Origin of the sequence: Streptococcus mitis, from assembly GCF_019929545.1 — a bacterium.
GTDB classification, from domain to species: Bacteria; Bacillota; Bacilli; order Lactobacillales; family Streptococcaceae; genus Streptococcus; species Streptococcus mitis_BU.
This window is the reverse complement of the sequence record NZ_JAHZPT010000006.1, coordinates 1-17605: the sequence shown is the minus strand read 5'-3', so window position 1 is coordinate 17605 and position 17605 is coordinate 1. Positions and strand designations below refer to the sequence as shown.

Sequence of the window (17605 nt, the reverse complement as noted above, 5' to 3'; positions counted from 1 at the left end):
ACATTGTAGATATTAGACTCAATGAAAATCAAAAAGCAAACTAGGAAGCTAGCCGCAGGTTGCTCAAAACACTGTTTTGAGGTGGCAGATAGAGCTGACGTGGTTTGAAGAGATTTTCGAAGAGTATTAGACTATAGTAGATTGAAGCTAGAGTAATACGCCGCGACTTCTAAAACTTTTCTAGAAATTAATTTGACTTTCCTAATCGAGTTGTTAAGATTTTATTTCATCTCACTATAATTCAATGATTTCTAAGAATTCTATTTCTTTCGAAAACTCTTTCAAAGTTTTTCCAAATCAATCCAACAAAAAAAGGTTTATAATTTCCATAAAAGTTGACATGGAAATTATAAAACCATTATTAGTTTAACCCTTGTTGATAACGTGCCAATTCGGCTTGGTTAGCCCAAACATAGTGACCTGGACGGATTTCTACCATAGATGGCTTATCTGTCTCATAATCATGTTGATCTGGATCATATACTTTCAAGACCTTCTTGCGTTCCAAGATTGGATCTGGGATAGGTACCGCTGAAAGCAAAGCCTGAGTATATGGATGAATTGGATTGTTAAACAATTCTTCTGTTTCTGCAACCTCTACAATAACACCCTTGTAAATAACCGCGATACGATCTGAAATAAAACGAACAACCGACAAGTCATGGGCGATAAAGAGATAGGTCAAGCCAAGTTCTTTTTGGAATTTTTTGAGCAAGTTTAAGACTTGAGCACGAACAGAAACGTCCAAGGCTGAAATGGGCTCATCCGCAATAACAAAGTCTGGTTGCATAACCAAGGCACGGGCAATACCGATACGTTGACGTTGACCACCTGAGAATTCATGAGGGTAACGAGTCAAGTGCTCAGCAAGAAGACCTACTTCACGGATAATATTTTGAACTTTCTCTTTACGTTCTTCTTCATCCTTGAACAGATGATGATTGTAAAGGCCTTCAGAAATAATATAATCAACAGTAGCACGTTCATTCAAACTTGCTGCAGGGTCTTGGAAAATCATCTGGATACGACGAATCAATTCCGCAGCTTGTTCACGCGATTTCTTACCATTAATCTTTTGACCATCAAAAATGATATCCCCATTACTTGTATCATTAAGACCGATGATGGCACGACCAATAGTTGTTTTCCCACTACCTGACTCACCTACAAGCGAGAAAGTTTCTCCCTTGTTGATAAAGAAGTTAGCATTTTTAACTGCGACAAACTTCTTACTTCCTTCACCGAAGGAAATTTCTAAATCTTTGATTTCTACTAATTTTTCAGACATTTCCTTCCTCCTAGTCAGCCAGATGGGCAAATCCCATTTTTTCACGAATCTTATCATGGAGATTTGCAATCACAGCTGGTTTTTCTACTTTTGGAGCATCCTCATGAAGAAGCCAAGTTTTAGCCCAATGTGTCTCTGATACTGAAAATTGAGGAGCTTTTTGTTCGAAGTCAATCTGCATTGCATAGTCAGAACGCAAAGCAAAGGCATCCCCTTTCAGGTCAGTATAAAGTGACGGAGGTGTTCCTGGGATTGAGTAAAGATCCCCTTTATCATCAGCAAGCTGAGGCAAGCTAGACAAGAGACTCCATGTATATGGATGGCGAGGGTCATAGAAGACTTCCTCAACAGTTCCATACTCAACGATTTCTCCTGCATACATAACCGCTACCTTATCCGCAATACTTGCCACCACACCAAGGTCGTGGGTGATAAAGATTGTTGTGAAATGGTACTCGTTTTGTAAAGATTTTAGCAAATCAATAATCTGAGCTTGGATGGTCACATCCAAGGCAGTTGTTGGCTCATCACAGATCAAGACATCAGGTCGGCAGGCAAGGGCAATCGCAATAACGATACGTTGACGCATTCCTCCAGAATATTGGAATGGGTATTCATCAAAACGCCTATCTGCGTCTGGAATCCCAACCTTATTCATGTAGTCAATGGCCAATTCTTTCGCTTCTTTAGCTGTTTTTCCTTGGTGTTTTACAATAACTTCTGTAATCTGACTACCAATTGTTTTAATTGGGTCCAAACTAGTCATTGGATCTTGGAAGATAGTCGCAATCTTAGCACCACGAATTTGTTCCCAATCCTTGTGAGAAGATAAAGCTGTCAAATCTTGACCACGGTAGTCAATACTTCCTTGGGCAATACGACCATTTTCTTCGAGCATACCTGTGAAGGTTTTTGTCAAAACAGATTTCCCTGATCCTGACTCACCTACCAAGGCCAACACTTCTCCTTCAACTAGTTCAAGGGAAACGCCGCGAATGGCTGTCAATACTTTGTCACGAACGTCAAATTCCACGACAATATCGCGAGCAGTCAAAATTACATTTTTTTCTTTTGTCATTTCTACTCCTATCTATGTGTACGTGGATCACTAGCATCCGCTAAGTTTTGACCAACTACGAAAAGGGATAAGGATACCAAGACAAGAGTTGTCAATGGAATCCAGAACAAGTAAGCATTGGTTGTTACGTTTTGTGAATAATCTGAAATCAAACGACCCAAACTTGGCACTGTAATCGGCAATCCAAGACCGAAGAAAGACAAGAAGGCTTCGTATGAGATAAAGCTTGGAAGCATTTGAGTCATCGTTGTCACAATAACAGATACCAATTGTGGCATAATGTTTTTGGCAACAATCTTCAAGGTTGGTGTTCCCAGAGTACGTGACGCCAAGTTGTATTCCAAGTCACGATAACGCAAGATTTGCACACGGATCATGAAGGCAATCCCAATCCATGTCGTCACACTCATGGCAAAAATCAGATTCCAGAATCCAGCTCCGATTGAGTAAGTCAAGACAATGACAATCAAAAGAGATGGGATGTTTGAGATGACGTTATAAACTTCCATCATCACGCGGTCAACTGATTTTGAAATTCCCCAAATACCACCGACAAAAACACCGATAACCAAGTTAATTACTGTCGCAATCACAGAAATGAGGATAGAGTTACGAGCTCCGAACCAGACACCGTCAAAAAGAGATTTACCGTTACTGTCTGTACCGAACCAATGCTCAGCATTTGGCTTGATATAACGAGCACTAAAGTCGTTTACCTTGCTGACATCATTGAAATCAAACTTAGAAAACATTGGGTAGATGAAACTCATCAAAATGATAGCTACCAAGATTCCCAACATGACTACAGTTGATTTTTTCTTCATAAATTGTCTAAACACTGAACCCCAGTATGAATAAGCTGGCGCATCAATGGCTTCAGAGGCAAAATCGTCACGTTTTACAAACTGAAATTTTTCTTTATCGATTGTAGACATTATTTGCCTCCTTTCTCAGTCAATTTAATACGTGGGTCAATAATAGTCATCCAAATATCTCCCAAAAGAAGTGAGAAGATAGAAATACATGTAAAGATGAAGACAAGACCAACGACCATAGAGTTATTAGATGCTTTTACAGAGTCAATCAACATTTTACCCATACCTGGGAAAGCGAAGACTGTTTCAGTAAGGGTTGCACCACCGATAACCCCGATAACAGCACCAGGAATTCCTGAAACCAGCGGAACCATGGCATTTTTAAAGATGTGTTTGTTTGAAATTTCTTTTTCAGATAAACCTTTTGCACGAGCAAAACGAACAAAATCTTGAGATTGCAAGTCAATCATGTAACGACGAATCCAAATAGCTGTACTAGGAGCACCCAACAAACCAAGGATAACTGCTGGTAAAACATACGAACGCCAATCTCCAGCACCCAAGATAGGGAATGAATCTGGCAAGCCGATTGAAGAACCAGCCAAACGGATAATATAAACCAAGGCAATTGTTGGAAGAGCCATCAAGAAGGTCAAAGCCCCTGTTGAGAAGCTATCAATCCAAGTGTTCTTGAAGCGAGCCATAGCTGAACCAAGTGGCACAGCAATCGCATAAGAAATCACCAAACCGATCAATCCAACGACAGCAGAGCTGGCAATCATAGAAGGATATTGGTAATTGCTTTCCGTAGCTGTATAAGGGTCATCTTTTCCGTAGTTGGCTACTTCACGAGAGTCAGCCTGACTAGGTGATTTGTAGGTTCTTGAGTAAATATTTACAGAAGAAGTTTTCTTACCTGTTGGGAACTGAACTTGAGATGTTTTTGTTTGTCCTTGTCCCTGAGTAATAACCTGTAAAACAGGGCTATTAGCATAGGTTGGATAAGAGTCACCTAAATTAATGTTCACAAAGTTTTGATGCACAAATGGGAACTGACTGTTGAAGTACAAGAGATATTTATGTTTAGTTCCTGAACCAACCAATGACCATCCGATCGCTGGATCGTTTTCAAAACGAAGGTAACGCTTCAAGTCTGGATTTTCAGGGTCTTGAATTTTATTTGTATGATCAATATCAATCAAGTTAGCATAGAAGTGAAAAACACGTTCAAAAATTGGGATTTCACGAGTAGCGTAGAATTGGCCACTTTCAGTAAATTCTCCCAGGGTCCAACCATGACCGATTTGTTTAATGTATTTTTCATAGATAGCCTTGTTGGTGTCATTGGCTTCAACTGTTACAGAAGCATCCATCTGGCTAGCTTTTTCTTGCAACTCTTTGGTATCGTAGTACTCGATATAGCCCATACGCTCATAAACAGTATTCTCATAGTTATCACGTTTATCAGCAGTTGTAGCAATCTTGTTATAGTTGGTATCCTGTTTGAAAATCAATTTTCGAGGAACCATTGTATAGATAATCGTGTAGGTCAAGGTTGTTACTAAGAAGATAGAAACCAAGGACCGCAAAACACGCATAAAAATATATTTTTTCATATCATTTCCTTTAAAAATCCCAAAAGAACCTTCTCCTCCTGGAGAGAAAGTTCTATTGAAAATTATTTACTTCACATGACTTGCCAATTCTTTTTGAGCTTTCTCGTTTGACTCAGTCTTTTCTTTCAACCATTTTTCACGAGCTTTTTCATACTCTTCTTTGGTGATTGCTTTTTCACCAACTTCAGTGTACTTCAAGTATCCTGAATTTTCACCTTTAAGGCCGGCTACAGAATATGAAGAGCTAAATGGTAGAACTTTTGAAACATATGAAACGGCTGTTTCTTTAGGAGAAGCCATTACTGGAATTGTCAAAGCATTGTCAGTCAACCAAGCTTGTGCCACCGCGTATTTTTCATAACGTTTTTGAACATCTTGGTTTTCGCTGTTTGCGTCATCAAGTAATTTTCCATAGTCAGCTAAACCAAGTTTGCTTACTACTGATGCATCTGTGTTTTGGTCAATACCAAGGTAAAGACGAGTGCTTCCTCCCTTAAGGACGAATTGATCCAAGAAAGTAGAAGGATCTTGATAGTCAGGGTTCCATCCTAGCAAGGTATGGATATCCCAGTCTTGCTCTTTAGCTGTTGGAGCGCTAAATGAAATTGGTAAAGCTTCCGCTTGAGTCATTTGTTGTAAGTCTACAACAACATTATCTGAACCCAATACTTTTTCAATTGATTGTTTCAATGATTGAACACGGTTTACAACCGCTGTTGATTCTTGGATAACCAAGGCATCCAAGTGGATTGGGAATTCAACACCTTCAGCTTGTAGGCTTGATTTTGCTTTAGCAAAGACTTCTTTCGCTTTTTCTTCATTGTAAAGTCCATTTTGAGAATCTGCTAGAGACACGTTTGACCAAGTAGAAGAATTTGTCTTAGCCAAGCTATCTTGTACCAATTCACCAAATGTTTTCTTACCAACTTGAAGATTATATGGTGCAAACGTATTACGGATGGCTACTGCAGCTCCATCAGTACCATTTGTTTGAGCTGAGTAAGAATTGCGATCGACCGCAAAGTTCAAGGCTTGACGGAATTCCTTGTTTAGCAATGCTTTCTGAGTAGATGTCTTTTGGGCATCACTTGTTTTGGCAGTGTGGTTATAGGTTGTACGGCCATAGTTCAAGCTGACAGTTGCAACACCCGCTCCTGGTTCATTAAAGTAAATGTTATCTTTGAAGTCAGCTGCATATTTTTCATATGTAGAACTTGTAGGGAAAATACGAGCCTTGCTATATTGACCATCAGCAAAACCTTTGGCAATCACATCTTGGTCCTTACCATCCCAGAAAGTGAACTTAACGTTCTCAATTTTTACATTTTCTTTGTCCCAGTAAGCATCATTTTTAGCCATCTCGATAGATGATTTTGGAGTTACAGATTTTAAGACAAATGGACCGTTATAAAGAATAGAGTTAGCATCTGTTGGGGCACCAAAACCTTCCCCTTTTGAAGTTAAGAATTCTTCATTAACCGGCATCAAAACACCACTAGTGGTCTTGTCATTCCAGAAAGTTTCTGGCTGGTTCAAGGTATATTCTAGTGTTTGATCATCAAGCGCTTTTACTCCAACGGTTGAAAAATCGCTTGTTTCACCCTTGATATAGGCTTCTAATCCCTTAATAGAAGAGCTAACGATTGAAAGTCCTTTTGATTTTCCATCTACGGCGTGTTTCAAACCAGTAACGAAGTCTTTAGCAGTTACAGGAGCGTATTCTTCTCCCTCTGCTGTCACCCATTTAGCATCCTTACGGATTTTATAGGTATAAGTCAAACCATCTTTTGAAACTGTCCATGATTCAGCAATAGAAGGAACCAGGTTACCATATTTATCATTAGCCAACAAACCATCTACAGCATTTGTTGTGACGAATGATGTAGAATCGATATTGCTGACGATATAATCCAAGGTTTCTGGATCTGTTTGATAAACATATTGGTAATCTTTTGCTAGTTTAGCATTATTTGAACTAGTGTTTGAACACGCAGCTAGAACTCCTGACGCTAATAAGGTAGCTCCCGCTACAGCAAGCACTTGACTTTTTTTCATTTATTTACTCCTCTTATAAATAAAGTATAGGTTATCATCAATTATATCATAGATTTCAAGAAAAGTAAACGAATTTTCAGAATATTTAGGCTTATTGATACAAAAAATCTGAAAAAGCTATTGACTGAAAATCATTTTCAAGGTATAATAATAAACGTTAAGGCGGTATAGCCAAGTGGTAAGGCACGGCTCTGCAAAAGCTTGATCGTCGGTTCAAATCCGTCTACCGCCTTCTATAACTTGATTTATCAGGTTTCATTTAAACAGAAAGCCCAATTTAAAGGGCTTTTTTCTTTTTTCCTCGAATAAATACGTATAACCTTAAAAAAACTTTTGGGACTAGGTTGGGGCTGAGTTTTTCGAGGACACAATTCCCTTTTGAAATCAACTGAAAAAAGCTTCGTCACGCCTGGTGACAAAAGCCTCTAGTTTACTCTGTTTCTTCTTCTATTTCAACTTCGGTAATTTGGACTTTTACCTTGGTAACACGTCCATTTTTCACTTTATCATTGGTTAGGATAAGCTGTTTGTTTTGGCTTACCAACTCATAGCTGAGTTTTTCAGTCGTTGGAATGGTCCCCACTCCTGTCAAATAGTAACCAGCAATGGTATCAACGTCATCACTTTCCAGTTCAACATCAAAGTAGTCATTAAAATCATTGAGATTCATGGTACCTTGAACGATATAAGTATCTTCTCCAATTTTATGAACTTCGATTTCAGCCTTATCTGTTTCGTCATCGATTTCCCCAACGATTTCTTCTAAGAGGTCTTCTAGGGTCACCAAACCAGCCATCCCACCGTATTCATCTAGCAAGATTGCCATTTGTCTTTGGGTATTGCGCAATTCTTTTAACAAGTCATCCACAAAAATAGTTTCAGGAACAAAAAGTGGATCTTGTAAGATTCTCTTCCAAACAATATTGTCAAAACCGTCCACAAAGCCCGCATTAAGGAGACTCTTGGTGTGAATAATCCCAATCACATTGTCCTTATCCCCATCATAGACAGGGATACGAGAATAATTTTGTTTTAAAATACTTTGGATGATGGTTTGACTATCATCCTGAATATCGACCATAAAGGCATCCGTTCGAGGAACCATGACTTCTCTGGCCATTAATTCGTCCAGTGAAAAGATTCCTTGTAACATTTCAATTTCGTCAGCATCTAGTGTTTCTTCACTATTGGTCAGCATGTACTCAATTTCATCACGGGTCATTTTTTCATCAGCATCGTCAAAGGTCATAGGAGTCAAGCGACTCAAGAGATTGGTAGATGCAGACAAGAGCCAAACAAAGGGACTAACTAGTTTCCCCAATCCAATAATAACTGGAGCTGTACGAATCGCCAAGGCATCCTTTAGATTAAGAGCGATTCTCTTAGGATACAATTCCCCAAAAACGATGGAAATATAAGTCAAAAATGCTAAAGACAGAAAACTTGCAACGGCATAAGCTGTTTCGCCATTTCCAAGCCAGGATGCAATTTCTCGTCCCAGAGTTTCTGCCAAACTCGCCCCTGATAAGATCGTAATCAGGGTAATCCCTACTTGAATGGTTGATAAAAAGTGATTAGGATTTTCTAGTACCTTCAGCAGACGGATATAGCGTCTATCTCCTTCTTCTGCCTTTTGTTCAACACGCGCACGGTTAAGTGAAACCATGGCCATTTCTGTGGCTGAGAAAAAAGCATTTAACACTGTCAAGATAAACAATAAAACAAATTGTAGCAACAAATTCTGACTACTTGGGTCTTCCATAGTTCTTCTCCTAAAATAGTATCTTATCCTTTATTATATCACAAAATATAGTCCAGTACATATTATTTTTCTCATACTCTTCGAAAATCTCTTCAAACCACGTCAGCTTTATCTGCAACCTCAAAGCTGTGCTTTGAGCAACCTGCGGCTAGCTTCCTAGTTTGCACTTTGATTTTCATTGAGTAACAGTATCTATTGTAGCCCTGCTTAAACTAGTAAAAAAGAACTCCTATATCCACAAGTGACATAGGAGTTTATTTTGTATTTTACTGAGTAACCGTTACTTCTCCAGTTCGGTAATCCAGTTGAAGTCCCTTTTGAACATTGGGAACTAGAACATTGAATTCCAATTCTCCGTCTGAAGACTTGGCTTCAATCTGTGAAGCTGAAGGAACTAAATCTTCGTTTGAAGCGTAGTAAAGGGTTACACGGTAACGGACACGCTTGTTTTTATCCAAGGCCTTACGTACCATGCTTTCATAGTAGTTTTGACCAGTCGAATCCTCGGCTTGCGCCTGATTTGCCCAGGCTGTTTGAACAGCAATGTTTTTAGGATTGCTTGTCGAGGCATCAAAACCATCCAAGCCACCGATTAAGGCATAGCCTAACAAGTGACCTCTATCGACCGCATGGGTATAAGTACCCTTTAGATTCTTAACCTGATGCCAGCCTGGAGGAGTCCATGAAGTCGAACCATTCCCAGTTTCTTCACGATTCTTGTACTGACGAGTAGCCTTAGACAAGAGGGCATTTGCTACGGTTGGCACTGTTTCCTTGCCCACTGTCTTTGTTTTATTATCAGCGTAAGGCTTACTTGAAACCTTGGCATCTAGATTTGTTTTATTACCATTGACGATAAAAGCACCTGAGCCATTCCACTCCAGGCTCCCTTTTATTTGACTCTTGACTGCGTCTGTTAAGACACTCTCTGCCAATTCTTGACTAGGGGCTTCAGACGCTTGTTTTTTCTGACTAAGCTTGGTTTTGGGACTATTTGGTGTCGATTGCATCTGCTTGATATAATAGCTTCCCGCAGATAAAAGCAATAACACTAGCAGTCCGATCAGTGTCTGTCTTGTTTTTTTATCCATTTTTCTCCTTATCTCTAGAAAAAGACTGGTTCTCCAGTCTAATTTCCTGTAAATTTATGAATCAATTCCTGCCATTTTGCTGGAGACAGGATAGCCCATGGATCTTGACCCTTGCCCAAGATTCCATAACCTACCATTAAACCGATTCCTAGGGCTAGAGCACCCAAAAACAGTACCAAAATGACTAGAAGTAAACGCTTGATTACGTAGCTTGATTTCTTATTCATCTTCATCACTTGCCTCAATCCGCTGAATCTTAGCACCTAGCTGCGCCAACTTCTCATGGAAACGGTAGTAACCTCTATCCAAGTGAACCAATTTACCAACTACAGTTTCTCCTTGTGCTACCAAACCTGTCAAAATCAAGGCTGCGCTGGCACGAAGGTCAGTTGAAAGAACTTCTGCCCCCTGCAAAGGTTGACCACCAACAATACGAGCTGTATCACGGATAATCTCAGAGTGCAAGCCCATGCGACGCATTTCTTCTAGATGTTGGAAACGATTTTCGAAAACTGTCTCCACCATAGTTGACTCCCCTTTTGCGACGGTCATCAAGGCTGTAAATTGAGCCTGCATATCTGTTGGAAATCCTGGGTGAGGCAAGGTTTTCACATGAACAGCTTTTAGATTTTCTAGTTGAGAGCGAACTCGAATCCCTTCAGTCTCCTCTGTCACTTCCACTCCCATTTCAAGCAACTTGGCAATCAAGGGACGGTTATGCTCCCAGACAGCGTCTCGAATCAAGACATCACCACCAGTCATAGCAGCAGCTACCATAAAAGTTCCTGCTTCGATACGGTCTTGGACTACATTGTGAGTCGTACCATGAAGTTTCTCAACACCGGTAATGGTAATGGTCTCTGTACCAGCACCCTTAACCTTAGCTCCCATTTCATTAAGGAGAATGGCTAGGTCAACAATCTCAGGCTCACGCGCAGCATTTTCAATCACTGTCACCCCATCAGCTAGGGTCGCTGCCATCATCAAGTTCTGCGTTGCACCAACACTTGGGAAGTCCATGTAGATATGAGCTCCATGTAAGCGATCCGCCTTGGCTTCGATATAACCAGCCGTCTGACTAATCTTAGCCCCCATAGCTTCTAGACCTTTCAAATGCAGATCAATAGGGCGGCTACCAATCGTACAACCACCTGGCATGGATACCTTGGCATGACCTACACGGGCAAGAATTGGTCCCAAGACAACGATAGATGCACGCATCTTGCTGACATACTTGTAAGGAGCTTCCTCAGTGATATCGCCAGTCGCGTCCACCTCAACAAGATGGGCTTCTTCATTAAAATCAACCTTGGCATTCAAACCACGAACCACCTGATTCATAGTGAACACATCTGACAAGATAGGAACATTCTGCAAGACGGTCTTTCCTTCACTTGCTAGAATAGTCGCTGCCAACAAGGGTAAGACTGCATTCTTTGCTCCTTCGATCGTAACACTTCCTACCAGACGATTATCGCCACCTTGAACCACAATTTTTTCCATACTTATTTCCTTTACTCTTGATTTTATAATAGTTCTCTAAGCGCTTCTTGCCACAACTGATACAGACTGATAAAGAAAGAACTCATGATGTAGCCCATTACAATGCTGAAAAAGGCCACTAGTAAACGAACTTTTCCTGTATTCTCAGTTGTCACTTTTAAAACCTTTTCCCATCTAACAAGATCCTTTAAAAGGTAAAAACTCACATAAATAAAGAGCATGTGACTGCTTAGAGTGAATAATAATTGAACCATTTGACTATTATACCATCTTCTCTGTTTGTGCGCTAGTTTGGAAACTTAACTTAAAACTAGGGATTGTTTTTCAAGTAATCAATTGCATCTTGTAGGGTTTTAACTGGCACAATTTTCATATCTGTCTTGATTGTTTTAGCCGCTTCTAGGGCTGTTTGGTAGTTATTTTTCGCATCAGGATGCGCTTTTTGTTCTTCTTCGCTAACAGGGTTATCTGGGGCAAAGAAAATAGCAGCACCTTCTCTAGCCGAAGCAACAACTTTCTTATCAATACCTCCAATGTCCCCCACATTCCCATCGCGGTCAATAGTTCCGGTACCGGCAACGATACGGCCATTTCTAAGACCAGGGTCAGCTATTTGGGTATAGATGGCCAGACTAAACATGAGACCTGCACTTGGACCACCGATACCGGCTGTTGAAAAGCGAATTGGGACATCACTGGTCACTTCCGTACGGTCAATCAAGCCGATTCCAATTCCATTTTTGCCATTTTCTAGAGTAATGATTTTTCCTTCTGCAGACTTGGTTTGCCCATCCTCTTCATAAGTTACCTTGACGGAGTCCCCTAGTTTTTGAGAATTGACGTAATCAATCAAGTCTTTGGAACTGTCGAAGGTTTGATCATTGACTGCTGTGACCGTATCAGAGATGTTGAGAATCCCTTTAAAGGTCGAATTATCCGTCACAGTCAAAACATAAACCCCAAGATATTTTAGTTCAATATCCTTACCAGCTGTTTTTAGCCCTTGATACTTAGCCATATTTTGCGATGTTTGCATGTAGAATTGATTGATCCGCATAAATTCAATATCGGAAGATCCACCTGTAGTCTCCTGAGCACTACGAATATCTGTAAAAGGCGTCAACCAAGCATAAATCATATGGGCTAAAGTAGCGTGCTGGACACCAACCGTAACGAATTGATAGGCACCAGCTTCCTTATCTTCTGTGTCATTTACTTTAAGGACTTGGCGAATATCTTCCGAACCACCTGGAACTTCTATATAGTAGGGCAAGGGCACTACAAATGCCAAGAAAGTCACAATTAAGGCCGCAATGACATATAAGGGCCATCTAATCTTTTTTTTCATTTTTTATTTCCTCCAAAATACTCTCAGGAACATAGCAGGTAATATCCTGACCAAACTTCAAAAGTTCTCTAACACCGGATGAACTGAGATAGAGATGTTCAGGTCGACTATGTAAATAAATGGTCTCTATATTAGGAGACAGCTGATGGTTGTAGTAATCAAAACTGGCTTCATATTGCAAATCCGACGCATTTCTCAAGCCTCGCACTAGGAAAGTAGCCCCCAGTCTTTTTGCAACATCAACCACCAATTCATCATGAGAAAACACGACTTCAACATTCCCCAAATGTTCCAAAGCCGTTTCTAGCCCTCGTTTACGATTTTCGATAGGAAGAAATCCTTGTTTGTGGGGATTAAAAAAAATACCCACATAGAGCTTATCAAAGAGTTTGCTCGCCCGTTCAATGATATCCAGATGCCCATTTGTCATCGGATCAAATGAGCCTGTGAATAAGCCAATCTTATCTGACATAGACTGTCACCTTACTAATTCCATAAATCTTTTCCTTCCAGATGCCCAGGCAGGCAATTTCTTCTGGAAGTTCAACGGCCTTATCCGTCTCACACACGACCATGACATCTTTAGAAAAAAGCTCCCTCTCAGCCATTTTTTCAATATCTGCTACGATTTGTTCCTTGGCATAAGGAGGGTCTAAGAAGATGAGATCAAATTCCCCAGATACCTGTTCCAACGCCCTTTCTGCATCCATCTTGAGGAGTTGAAATTTTCCAACTTCCTTGGTCATCTGAATATTTTCAGCCACGATGGTCTGAGCCTTACGGTCTCGCTCCACCAAAACAGCGCTGGACATGCCTCGCGATACTGCCTCGATAGATAAGCCACCACTACCTGCATAAAGGTCCAAGACTCGCCCCCCTTCAAAGTAGGGACCAATCATGTTAAAAATGGCTCCCCTAACCTTATCCGAAGTAGGTCTTGTCGTCTTGCCTTCTAGTGTCTTGAGGGGACGTCCCCCATAGATTCCTGATACGATTTTCATACCGTTTATTATACCAAATTATGGACGAAAAGAGAAAGAAAACCGAACCTTGCGGTTCGATTCTCTACAAAATATTTTCGTAAGTATCGCGGACTTCTTGAGGCCAAACACTTGTTTGCACTTCTCCGATGTGTTTCTTGCGAAGTAGGAACATGGCCATACGAGATTGTCCAATTCCCCCACCGATTGTCAATGGGAATAAGCCATTCAACAAAGCCTTGTGCCATTCCAATTCCAAGCGGTCTTCATCACCTGTGATTTCTACCTGACGGCGAAGGGTTTCTTCATCTACACGAATCCCCATAGAAGACAACTCAAAGGCTCCACCCAGAGACTCATTCCAGACAAGAATATCACCATTTAGACCCTTGTAGCCATTTTCAGACTCACTTGTCCAGTCATCGTAGTCTGGTGCACGTCCATCGTGCGGTTTACCGTCTGGTAATTCACCACCGATACCGATTAAGAAGACTGCTCCAAATTCTTTACAAATAGCATTTTCACGTTCTTTCGGTGTCAAGTCTGGGTAGCGTTCTACCAACTCTTCTGTGTGGATAAAAGTGATTTGTTTTGGCAAGATAGACTCGATGTCATAGCGAGCTTCAACAGCTAGCTCAGTAAGGCGAATAGCCTTGTAAATCTTCTCAACTGTTTCTTTTAGATAAGCGATATTGCGTTTACCATTTGGGATAACTTTCTCCCAGTCCCACTGGTCAACATAAACAGAGTGGGTCGCATCCAGCGAATCTTCGTCTGGACGAAGGGCCTTCATGTGGACAAAAAGACCTTCTCCCTCACCGAAACCAAAACGGGCCAAGGTATGGCGTTTCCATTTGGCAAGGGAGTGCACCACTTCATAAGTAGCATCAGGAATTTGGAGAACCTTGACCGATACGGCATTCTCCACACCTGATAAATTATCCTGCATCCCGTCGCCGACCCTGCTCAAGATAGGACCTTGAACTTCGACAACTTCTAACTTATCTTTCAAATACTGGGTAAAAGTGTTTTTGACAAAGGAAATCTCTTCTTGTTGATGAATAAAACTTTTCTTCATAAACTACTCCTCAAAAAATTAATTAAAAGCATTATACACCTATTTCCAAGAAAAGAAAAGAGCAAATATAAAAAAATCAGTGCTCCTTCGAACACTGATGTTAGGGGCCTTTTAGTCATTACGACCAAAGATACGTAAAATACTTAGGAAGAGATTGATAAAATCAAGATAGATACTGAGAGCCATTGACACAACCCAACCTGTCGCTACACGACCTTGTGATTGCTCATAAGCAAGGCGAATCCTTTGGTTGTCCCAAGCAATCAGCCCAGAGAAGACCAAGACCATGGCTACGCTGATCATATAATCAAAGAAACTACTAGCCAAGAAAATATTAACTACCATGGCAATCAGCAAACCGATAAGAGCAGCCATCATCGCTCGACCAAGGCCACTCAAATCTTTCTTGGTGAACATACCAACTGCCGCCATGACAAAGAAGAGAAGGGCGCTCGACACAAAGGCGGATAAAACTGTACCTGGAGTATAGAAGGCCACCACAAAACTGAGGGTAAAGCCGTTTAAAACGGAGTAAAGCAAAAATACTGGAAGAGCCGCTGGACTATTCTTTAAGGCCATGTTACTAGCAACGAAAACCAAGGCCAACTCCGCAAAAGTAGCAATGGTCAACCAGAGACGTCCCTGCATCAAAAAGTAAACCAACTGAGATTGAAAGACCGTCAACATAAGACCTGATACTAAAGCGGATAGTCCGATTCCCAGACCAACAAAGGCATAAACCTTAGCGTAAAATTGATTAAGACCTGCGCGGTCATGAATAATAGTGTGATTCATCTTTTCTCCTTTTCTATGAATGTCTTTCCTTGATTATAACAAAGAAAGTTAAAATTAGCTTAAATGGAAAATTAAAATACCGGCTGCAACGGCAACATTCAAACTCTCTGCCTTACCCTTCATGCTAATGTGAACCAACTGGTCTGCACTTTCAGCCATAAGGGGACTAATTCCTTGACCCTCATTCCCCATAACTAGTACAAAATTTTCTATAGGAACCAGTTCTCTGTAATCAACAGAATCTTTAGATAGGGTTGTTGCCAGCACTGGGATAGCAACCTCTTTGGTTTCCTTAAGAAGCGCTTGACTCGACATCCGGTAAATAGGCAGATGAAAATGACTGCCTTGCATCGAACGTAAGGTCTTGAGACTGTAGATATCTGCCGATTTATCTGAAACAATTACTCCAGTAAAGCCTGCTGCATCCGCAGTTCGAATGATGGTTCCTACATTACCAGGATCTTGCACATCTTCCAAAAACAAGAACTTGCCCTGATTCAAATCAACTTGTTCTACTTCTTCTTTTTGAACCACCGCAACAATGCCCTGTGGAGTCTGAGAATCCGCCAAATCTAGCAAAATATCCTCTGACACCCAGACAGTTTGCGGAAAAGCAGCTAACTGATCTCGGTAATTTTCTAGGGCAAAGATTTTCTCAATCGTCACTCCAGCTTGGATAGCTTCTTCAAACAAGTGCCAGCCTTCAATCAAATAGGCAGACTTGCGGTATTTTTTTTGGTGTAATTTCTTGGCATTTTTTACCACAGAATTGGCTTTTGAGGTTATAATAGTCATAGAAATATTATAACACAATCAAAGGGGTTTGGTATGCAAAAGGTTAGAATGATTGCCCAAGGTAGGGTACAGGGAGTCGGCTTTCGTTGGGGTGTTTACAGCTTGGCACTTGAAATTGGTGGCATCACAGGTCGGGTATGGAATAACGACGATGGCACAGTGGAAATATTAGCCCAAGCAGACTCATCTGCTACCATGGCAAAATTTATCCAAGAAATCCGCAAAGGACCCACACCTTTTTCAAAAGTCAGCTACTTAGATGTCAAACTAAGCAACTTTCCTCCCTACCCTGACTTTAAAATCGCAAATTAGGTCTCTAGAACTATTGTATATTTTGTAAAAAAACAGTAGAATAGAAAGGTATTATTTTTAAAAGAAGGAATGAACAAATTGAAAGCTATTAAACGTTTTGCCCTCTCAGCTATGGGAGTGGCTATGTTGCTAGTCTTAACTGGCTGTGTCAATGTCGATAAGGCAACAGGCCAGCCAACAGGATTGGTTTGGAATACTATCGGAGCGCCTATGGCTGAAGCTATCAAGTACTTCGCCAATGACAAGGGACTTGGTTTTGGTGTTGCTATCATCATCGTAACCATTATCGTGCGCTTGATTATCTTGCCTCTTGGTATCTACCAATCATGGAAGGCAACGCTTCACTCTGAAAAGATGAACGCCCTCAAGCACGTCCTTGAGCCACACCAAACGCGTCTCAAAGAAGCAACTACCCAAGAAGAAAAACTCGAAGCCCAACAAGCTCTCTTTGCTGCTCAAAAAGAGCACGGCATCAGCATGTTTGGTGGTGTAGGATGTTTCCCTATCCTCCTTCAAATGCCTTTCTTCTCTGCAATTTACTTTGCTGCCCAACATACTGAAGGTGTTGCTCAAGCAAGCTACCTAGGAATTCCTCTAGGTTCTCCAAGTATGATTTTGGTTGCCTTCGCTGGTATTCTTTACTATCTTCAATCGCTCCTTTCACTTCACGGAGTAGAAGATGAAATGCAAAGAGAACAAATCAAGAAAATGATTTACATGAGCCCACTCATGATCGTCGTCTTCTCCCTCTTCTCACCAGCTAGTGTCACACTTTACTGGGTTGTCGGTGGTTTCATGATGATTCTCCAACAGTTTATCGTCAACTATATTGTTCGTCCAAAACTTCGCAAAAAAGTCCGTGAAGAACTAGCCAAGAACCCACCAAAAGCAAGTGCTTTCTCTACACCAAGTGGACGAAAAGACGTTACTCCTGAACAACCAACTGCTATCACAAGCAAGAAAAAACACAAAAATCGCAACGCTGGAAAACAACGTTCGAGATAAGAAGAAAGGCTCTTTGTCAACTGTAGTGGGTTGAAGAAAAGCTAAGATCGAGAAAGGACACATTTCGTCCTTTCTTTTTTGATA

Annotated in this window: 18 protein-coding genes and 1 tRNA gene; 3 read left to right on the top strand and 16 right to left on the bottom strand. The window is 40.8% G+C overall.

Annotation, left to right across the window (positions count from 1 at the left end; all coding sequences use genetic code 11):
• Positions 1 to 361: 361 nt before the first annotated feature.
• From K1I71_RS03100 to K1I71_RS03080, 5 genes are all read right to left on the bottom strand, one after another.
• Positions 362 to 1288, bottom strand: a complete 927-nt coding sequence (locus K1I71_RS03100) for an ATP-binding cassette domain-containing protein (protein WP_001291285.1) — start codon at positions 1286 to 1288, stop codon at positions 362 to 364.
• Positions 1289 to 1298: 10 nt separating this feature from the next.
• Positions 1299 to 2366, bottom strand: a complete 1068-nt coding sequence (locus tag K1I71_RS03095; RefSeq protein ID WP_000159550.1) for an ABC transporter ATP-binding protein — start codon at positions 2364 to 2366, stop codon at positions 1299 to 1301.
• 8 nt (positions 2367 to 2374) lie between these two features.
• Entirely contained in the window at positions 2375 to 3301 is a 927-nt protein-coding gene (gene oppC / locus K1I71_RS03090) for an oligopeptide ABC transporter permease OppC (protein ID WP_000103691.1), read from the bottom strand.
• Positions 3301 to 4797 (bottom strand): ABC transporter permease, encoded by a 1497-nt coding sequence (locus K1I71_RS03085; RefSeq protein WP_223330196.1) that lies wholly within the window; start codon positions 4795 to 4797, stop codon positions 3301 to 3303. Before K1I71_RS03085 ends, oppC begins: the two co-directional genes overlap by 1 nt.
• A 66-nt stretch (positions 4798 to 4863) precedes the next feature.
• A complete protein-coding gene (locus K1I71_RS03080) occupies positions 4864 to 6852 on the bottom strand; it encodes a peptide ABC transporter substrate-binding protein (RefSeq protein WP_000749582.1) in 1989 nt (662 codons plus the stop codon).
• 161 nt (positions 6853 to 7013) lie between these two features.
• Here K1I71_RS03080 and K1I71_RS03075 point away from each other — a divergent pair.
• Positions 7014 to 7084 (top strand) — tRNA-Cys (locus K1I71_RS03075).
• 198 nt (positions 7085 to 7282) lie between these two features.
• On the opposite strand, the gene K1I71_RS03070 is transcribed toward K1I71_RS03075, so the two are convergent.
• From K1I71_RS03070 to K1I71_RS03020, 11 genes are all read right to left on the bottom strand, one after another.
• Positions 7283 to 8614, bottom strand: coding sequence for a hemolysin family protein (locus tag K1I71_RS03070; protein ID WP_045605529.1), 1332 nt, complete (start codon positions 8612 to 8614; stop codon positions 7283 to 7285).
• 266 nt (positions 8615 to 8880) lie between these two features.
• Positions 8881 to 9705 (bottom strand): DNA-entry nuclease EndA, encoded by an 825-nt coding sequence (endA, locus tag K1I71_RS03065; RefSeq protein ID WP_084928171.1) that lies wholly within the window; start codon positions 9703 to 9705, stop codon positions 8881 to 8883.
• Between the two features lie 38 nt (positions 9706 to 9743).
• Positions 9744 to 9932 (bottom strand): DNA-directed RNA polymerase subunit beta, encoded by a 189-nt coding sequence (locus K1I71_RS03060; protein WP_004241151.1) that lies wholly within the window; start codon positions 9930 to 9932, stop codon positions 9744 to 9746.
• Positions 9925 to 11208, bottom strand: a complete 1284-nt coding sequence (gene murA, locus K1I71_RS03055; protein ID WP_033683060.1) for a UDP-N-acetylglucosamine 1-carboxyvinyltransferase — start codon at positions 11206 to 11208, stop codon at positions 9925 to 9927. Before murA ends, K1I71_RS03060 begins: the two co-directional genes overlap by 8 nt.
• A gap of 23 nt (positions 11209 to 11231) precedes the next feature.
• Complete coding sequence (locus K1I71_RS03050) at positions 11232 to 11462, bottom strand: DUF1146 family protein (protein ID WP_223330195.1); 231 nt, start codon at positions 11460 to 11462, stop codon at positions 11232 to 11234.
• A gap of 56 nt (positions 11463 to 11518) precedes the next feature.
• Positions 11519 to 12556, bottom strand: coding sequence for a SepM family pheromone-processing serine protease (locus K1I71_RS03045; RefSeq protein WP_077804676.1), 1038 nt, complete (start codon positions 12554 to 12556; stop codon positions 11519 to 11521).
• The gene (coaD, locus tag K1I71_RS03040) at positions 12540 to 13028 is read right to left on the bottom strand and encodes a pantetheine-phosphate adenylyltransferase (RefSeq protein WP_223330194.1); all 489 of its coding nucleotides are present in this window, start codon (positions 13026 to 13028) and stop codon (positions 12540 to 12542) included. Before coaD ends, K1I71_RS03045 begins: the two co-directional genes overlap by 17 nt.
• Positions 13018 to 13557 (bottom strand): 16S rRNA (guanine(966)-N(2))-methyltransferase RsmD, encoded by a 540-nt coding sequence (rsmD, locus tag K1I71_RS03035; protein WP_223330193.1) that lies wholly within the window; start codon positions 13555 to 13557, stop codon positions 13018 to 13020. Before rsmD ends, coaD begins: the two co-directional genes overlap by 11 nt.
• Positions 13558 to 13621: 64 nt before the next feature.
• Positions 13622 to 14614 (bottom strand): aspartate--ammonia ligase, encoded by a 993-nt coding sequence (asnA, locus tag K1I71_RS03030; RefSeq protein WP_000748005.1) that lies wholly within the window; start codon positions 14612 to 14614, stop codon positions 13622 to 13624.
• A 111-nt stretch (positions 14615 to 14725) separates the two neighbouring features.
• Complete coding sequence (locus K1I71_RS03025) at positions 14726 to 15409, bottom strand: Bax inhibitor-1/YccA family protein (RefSeq protein WP_223330192.1); 684 nt, start codon at positions 15407 to 15409, stop codon at positions 14726 to 14728.
• A gap of 54 nt (positions 15410 to 15463) precedes the next feature.
• Entirely contained in the window at positions 15464 to 16204 is a 741-nt protein-coding gene (locus tag K1I71_RS03020) for a TrmH family RNA methyltransferase (protein ID WP_223330191.1), read from the bottom strand.
• Positions 16205 to 16237: 33 nt separating this feature from the next.
• Between K1I71_RS03020 and K1I71_RS03015 the strand changes: the two genes are divergently transcribed.
• Together K1I71_RS03015 and yidC are read left to right on the top strand one after the other, a co-directional pair.
• Positions 16238 to 16516: an acylphosphatase gene (locus K1I71_RS03015; RefSeq protein ID WP_001174616.1), complete on the top strand. Its 279-nt coding sequence runs from the start codon at positions 16238 to 16240 to the stop codon at positions 16514 to 16516.
• A 78-nt stretch (positions 16517 to 16594) separates the two neighbouring features.
• On the top strand, positions 16595 to 17521 hold the full coding sequence (gene yidC, locus K1I71_RS03010; RefSeq protein ID WP_223330231.1) for a membrane protein insertase YidC: 927 nt from the start codon (positions 16595 to 16597) through the stop codon (positions 17519 to 17521).
• Positions 17522 to 17605 lie beyond the last annotated feature (84 nt).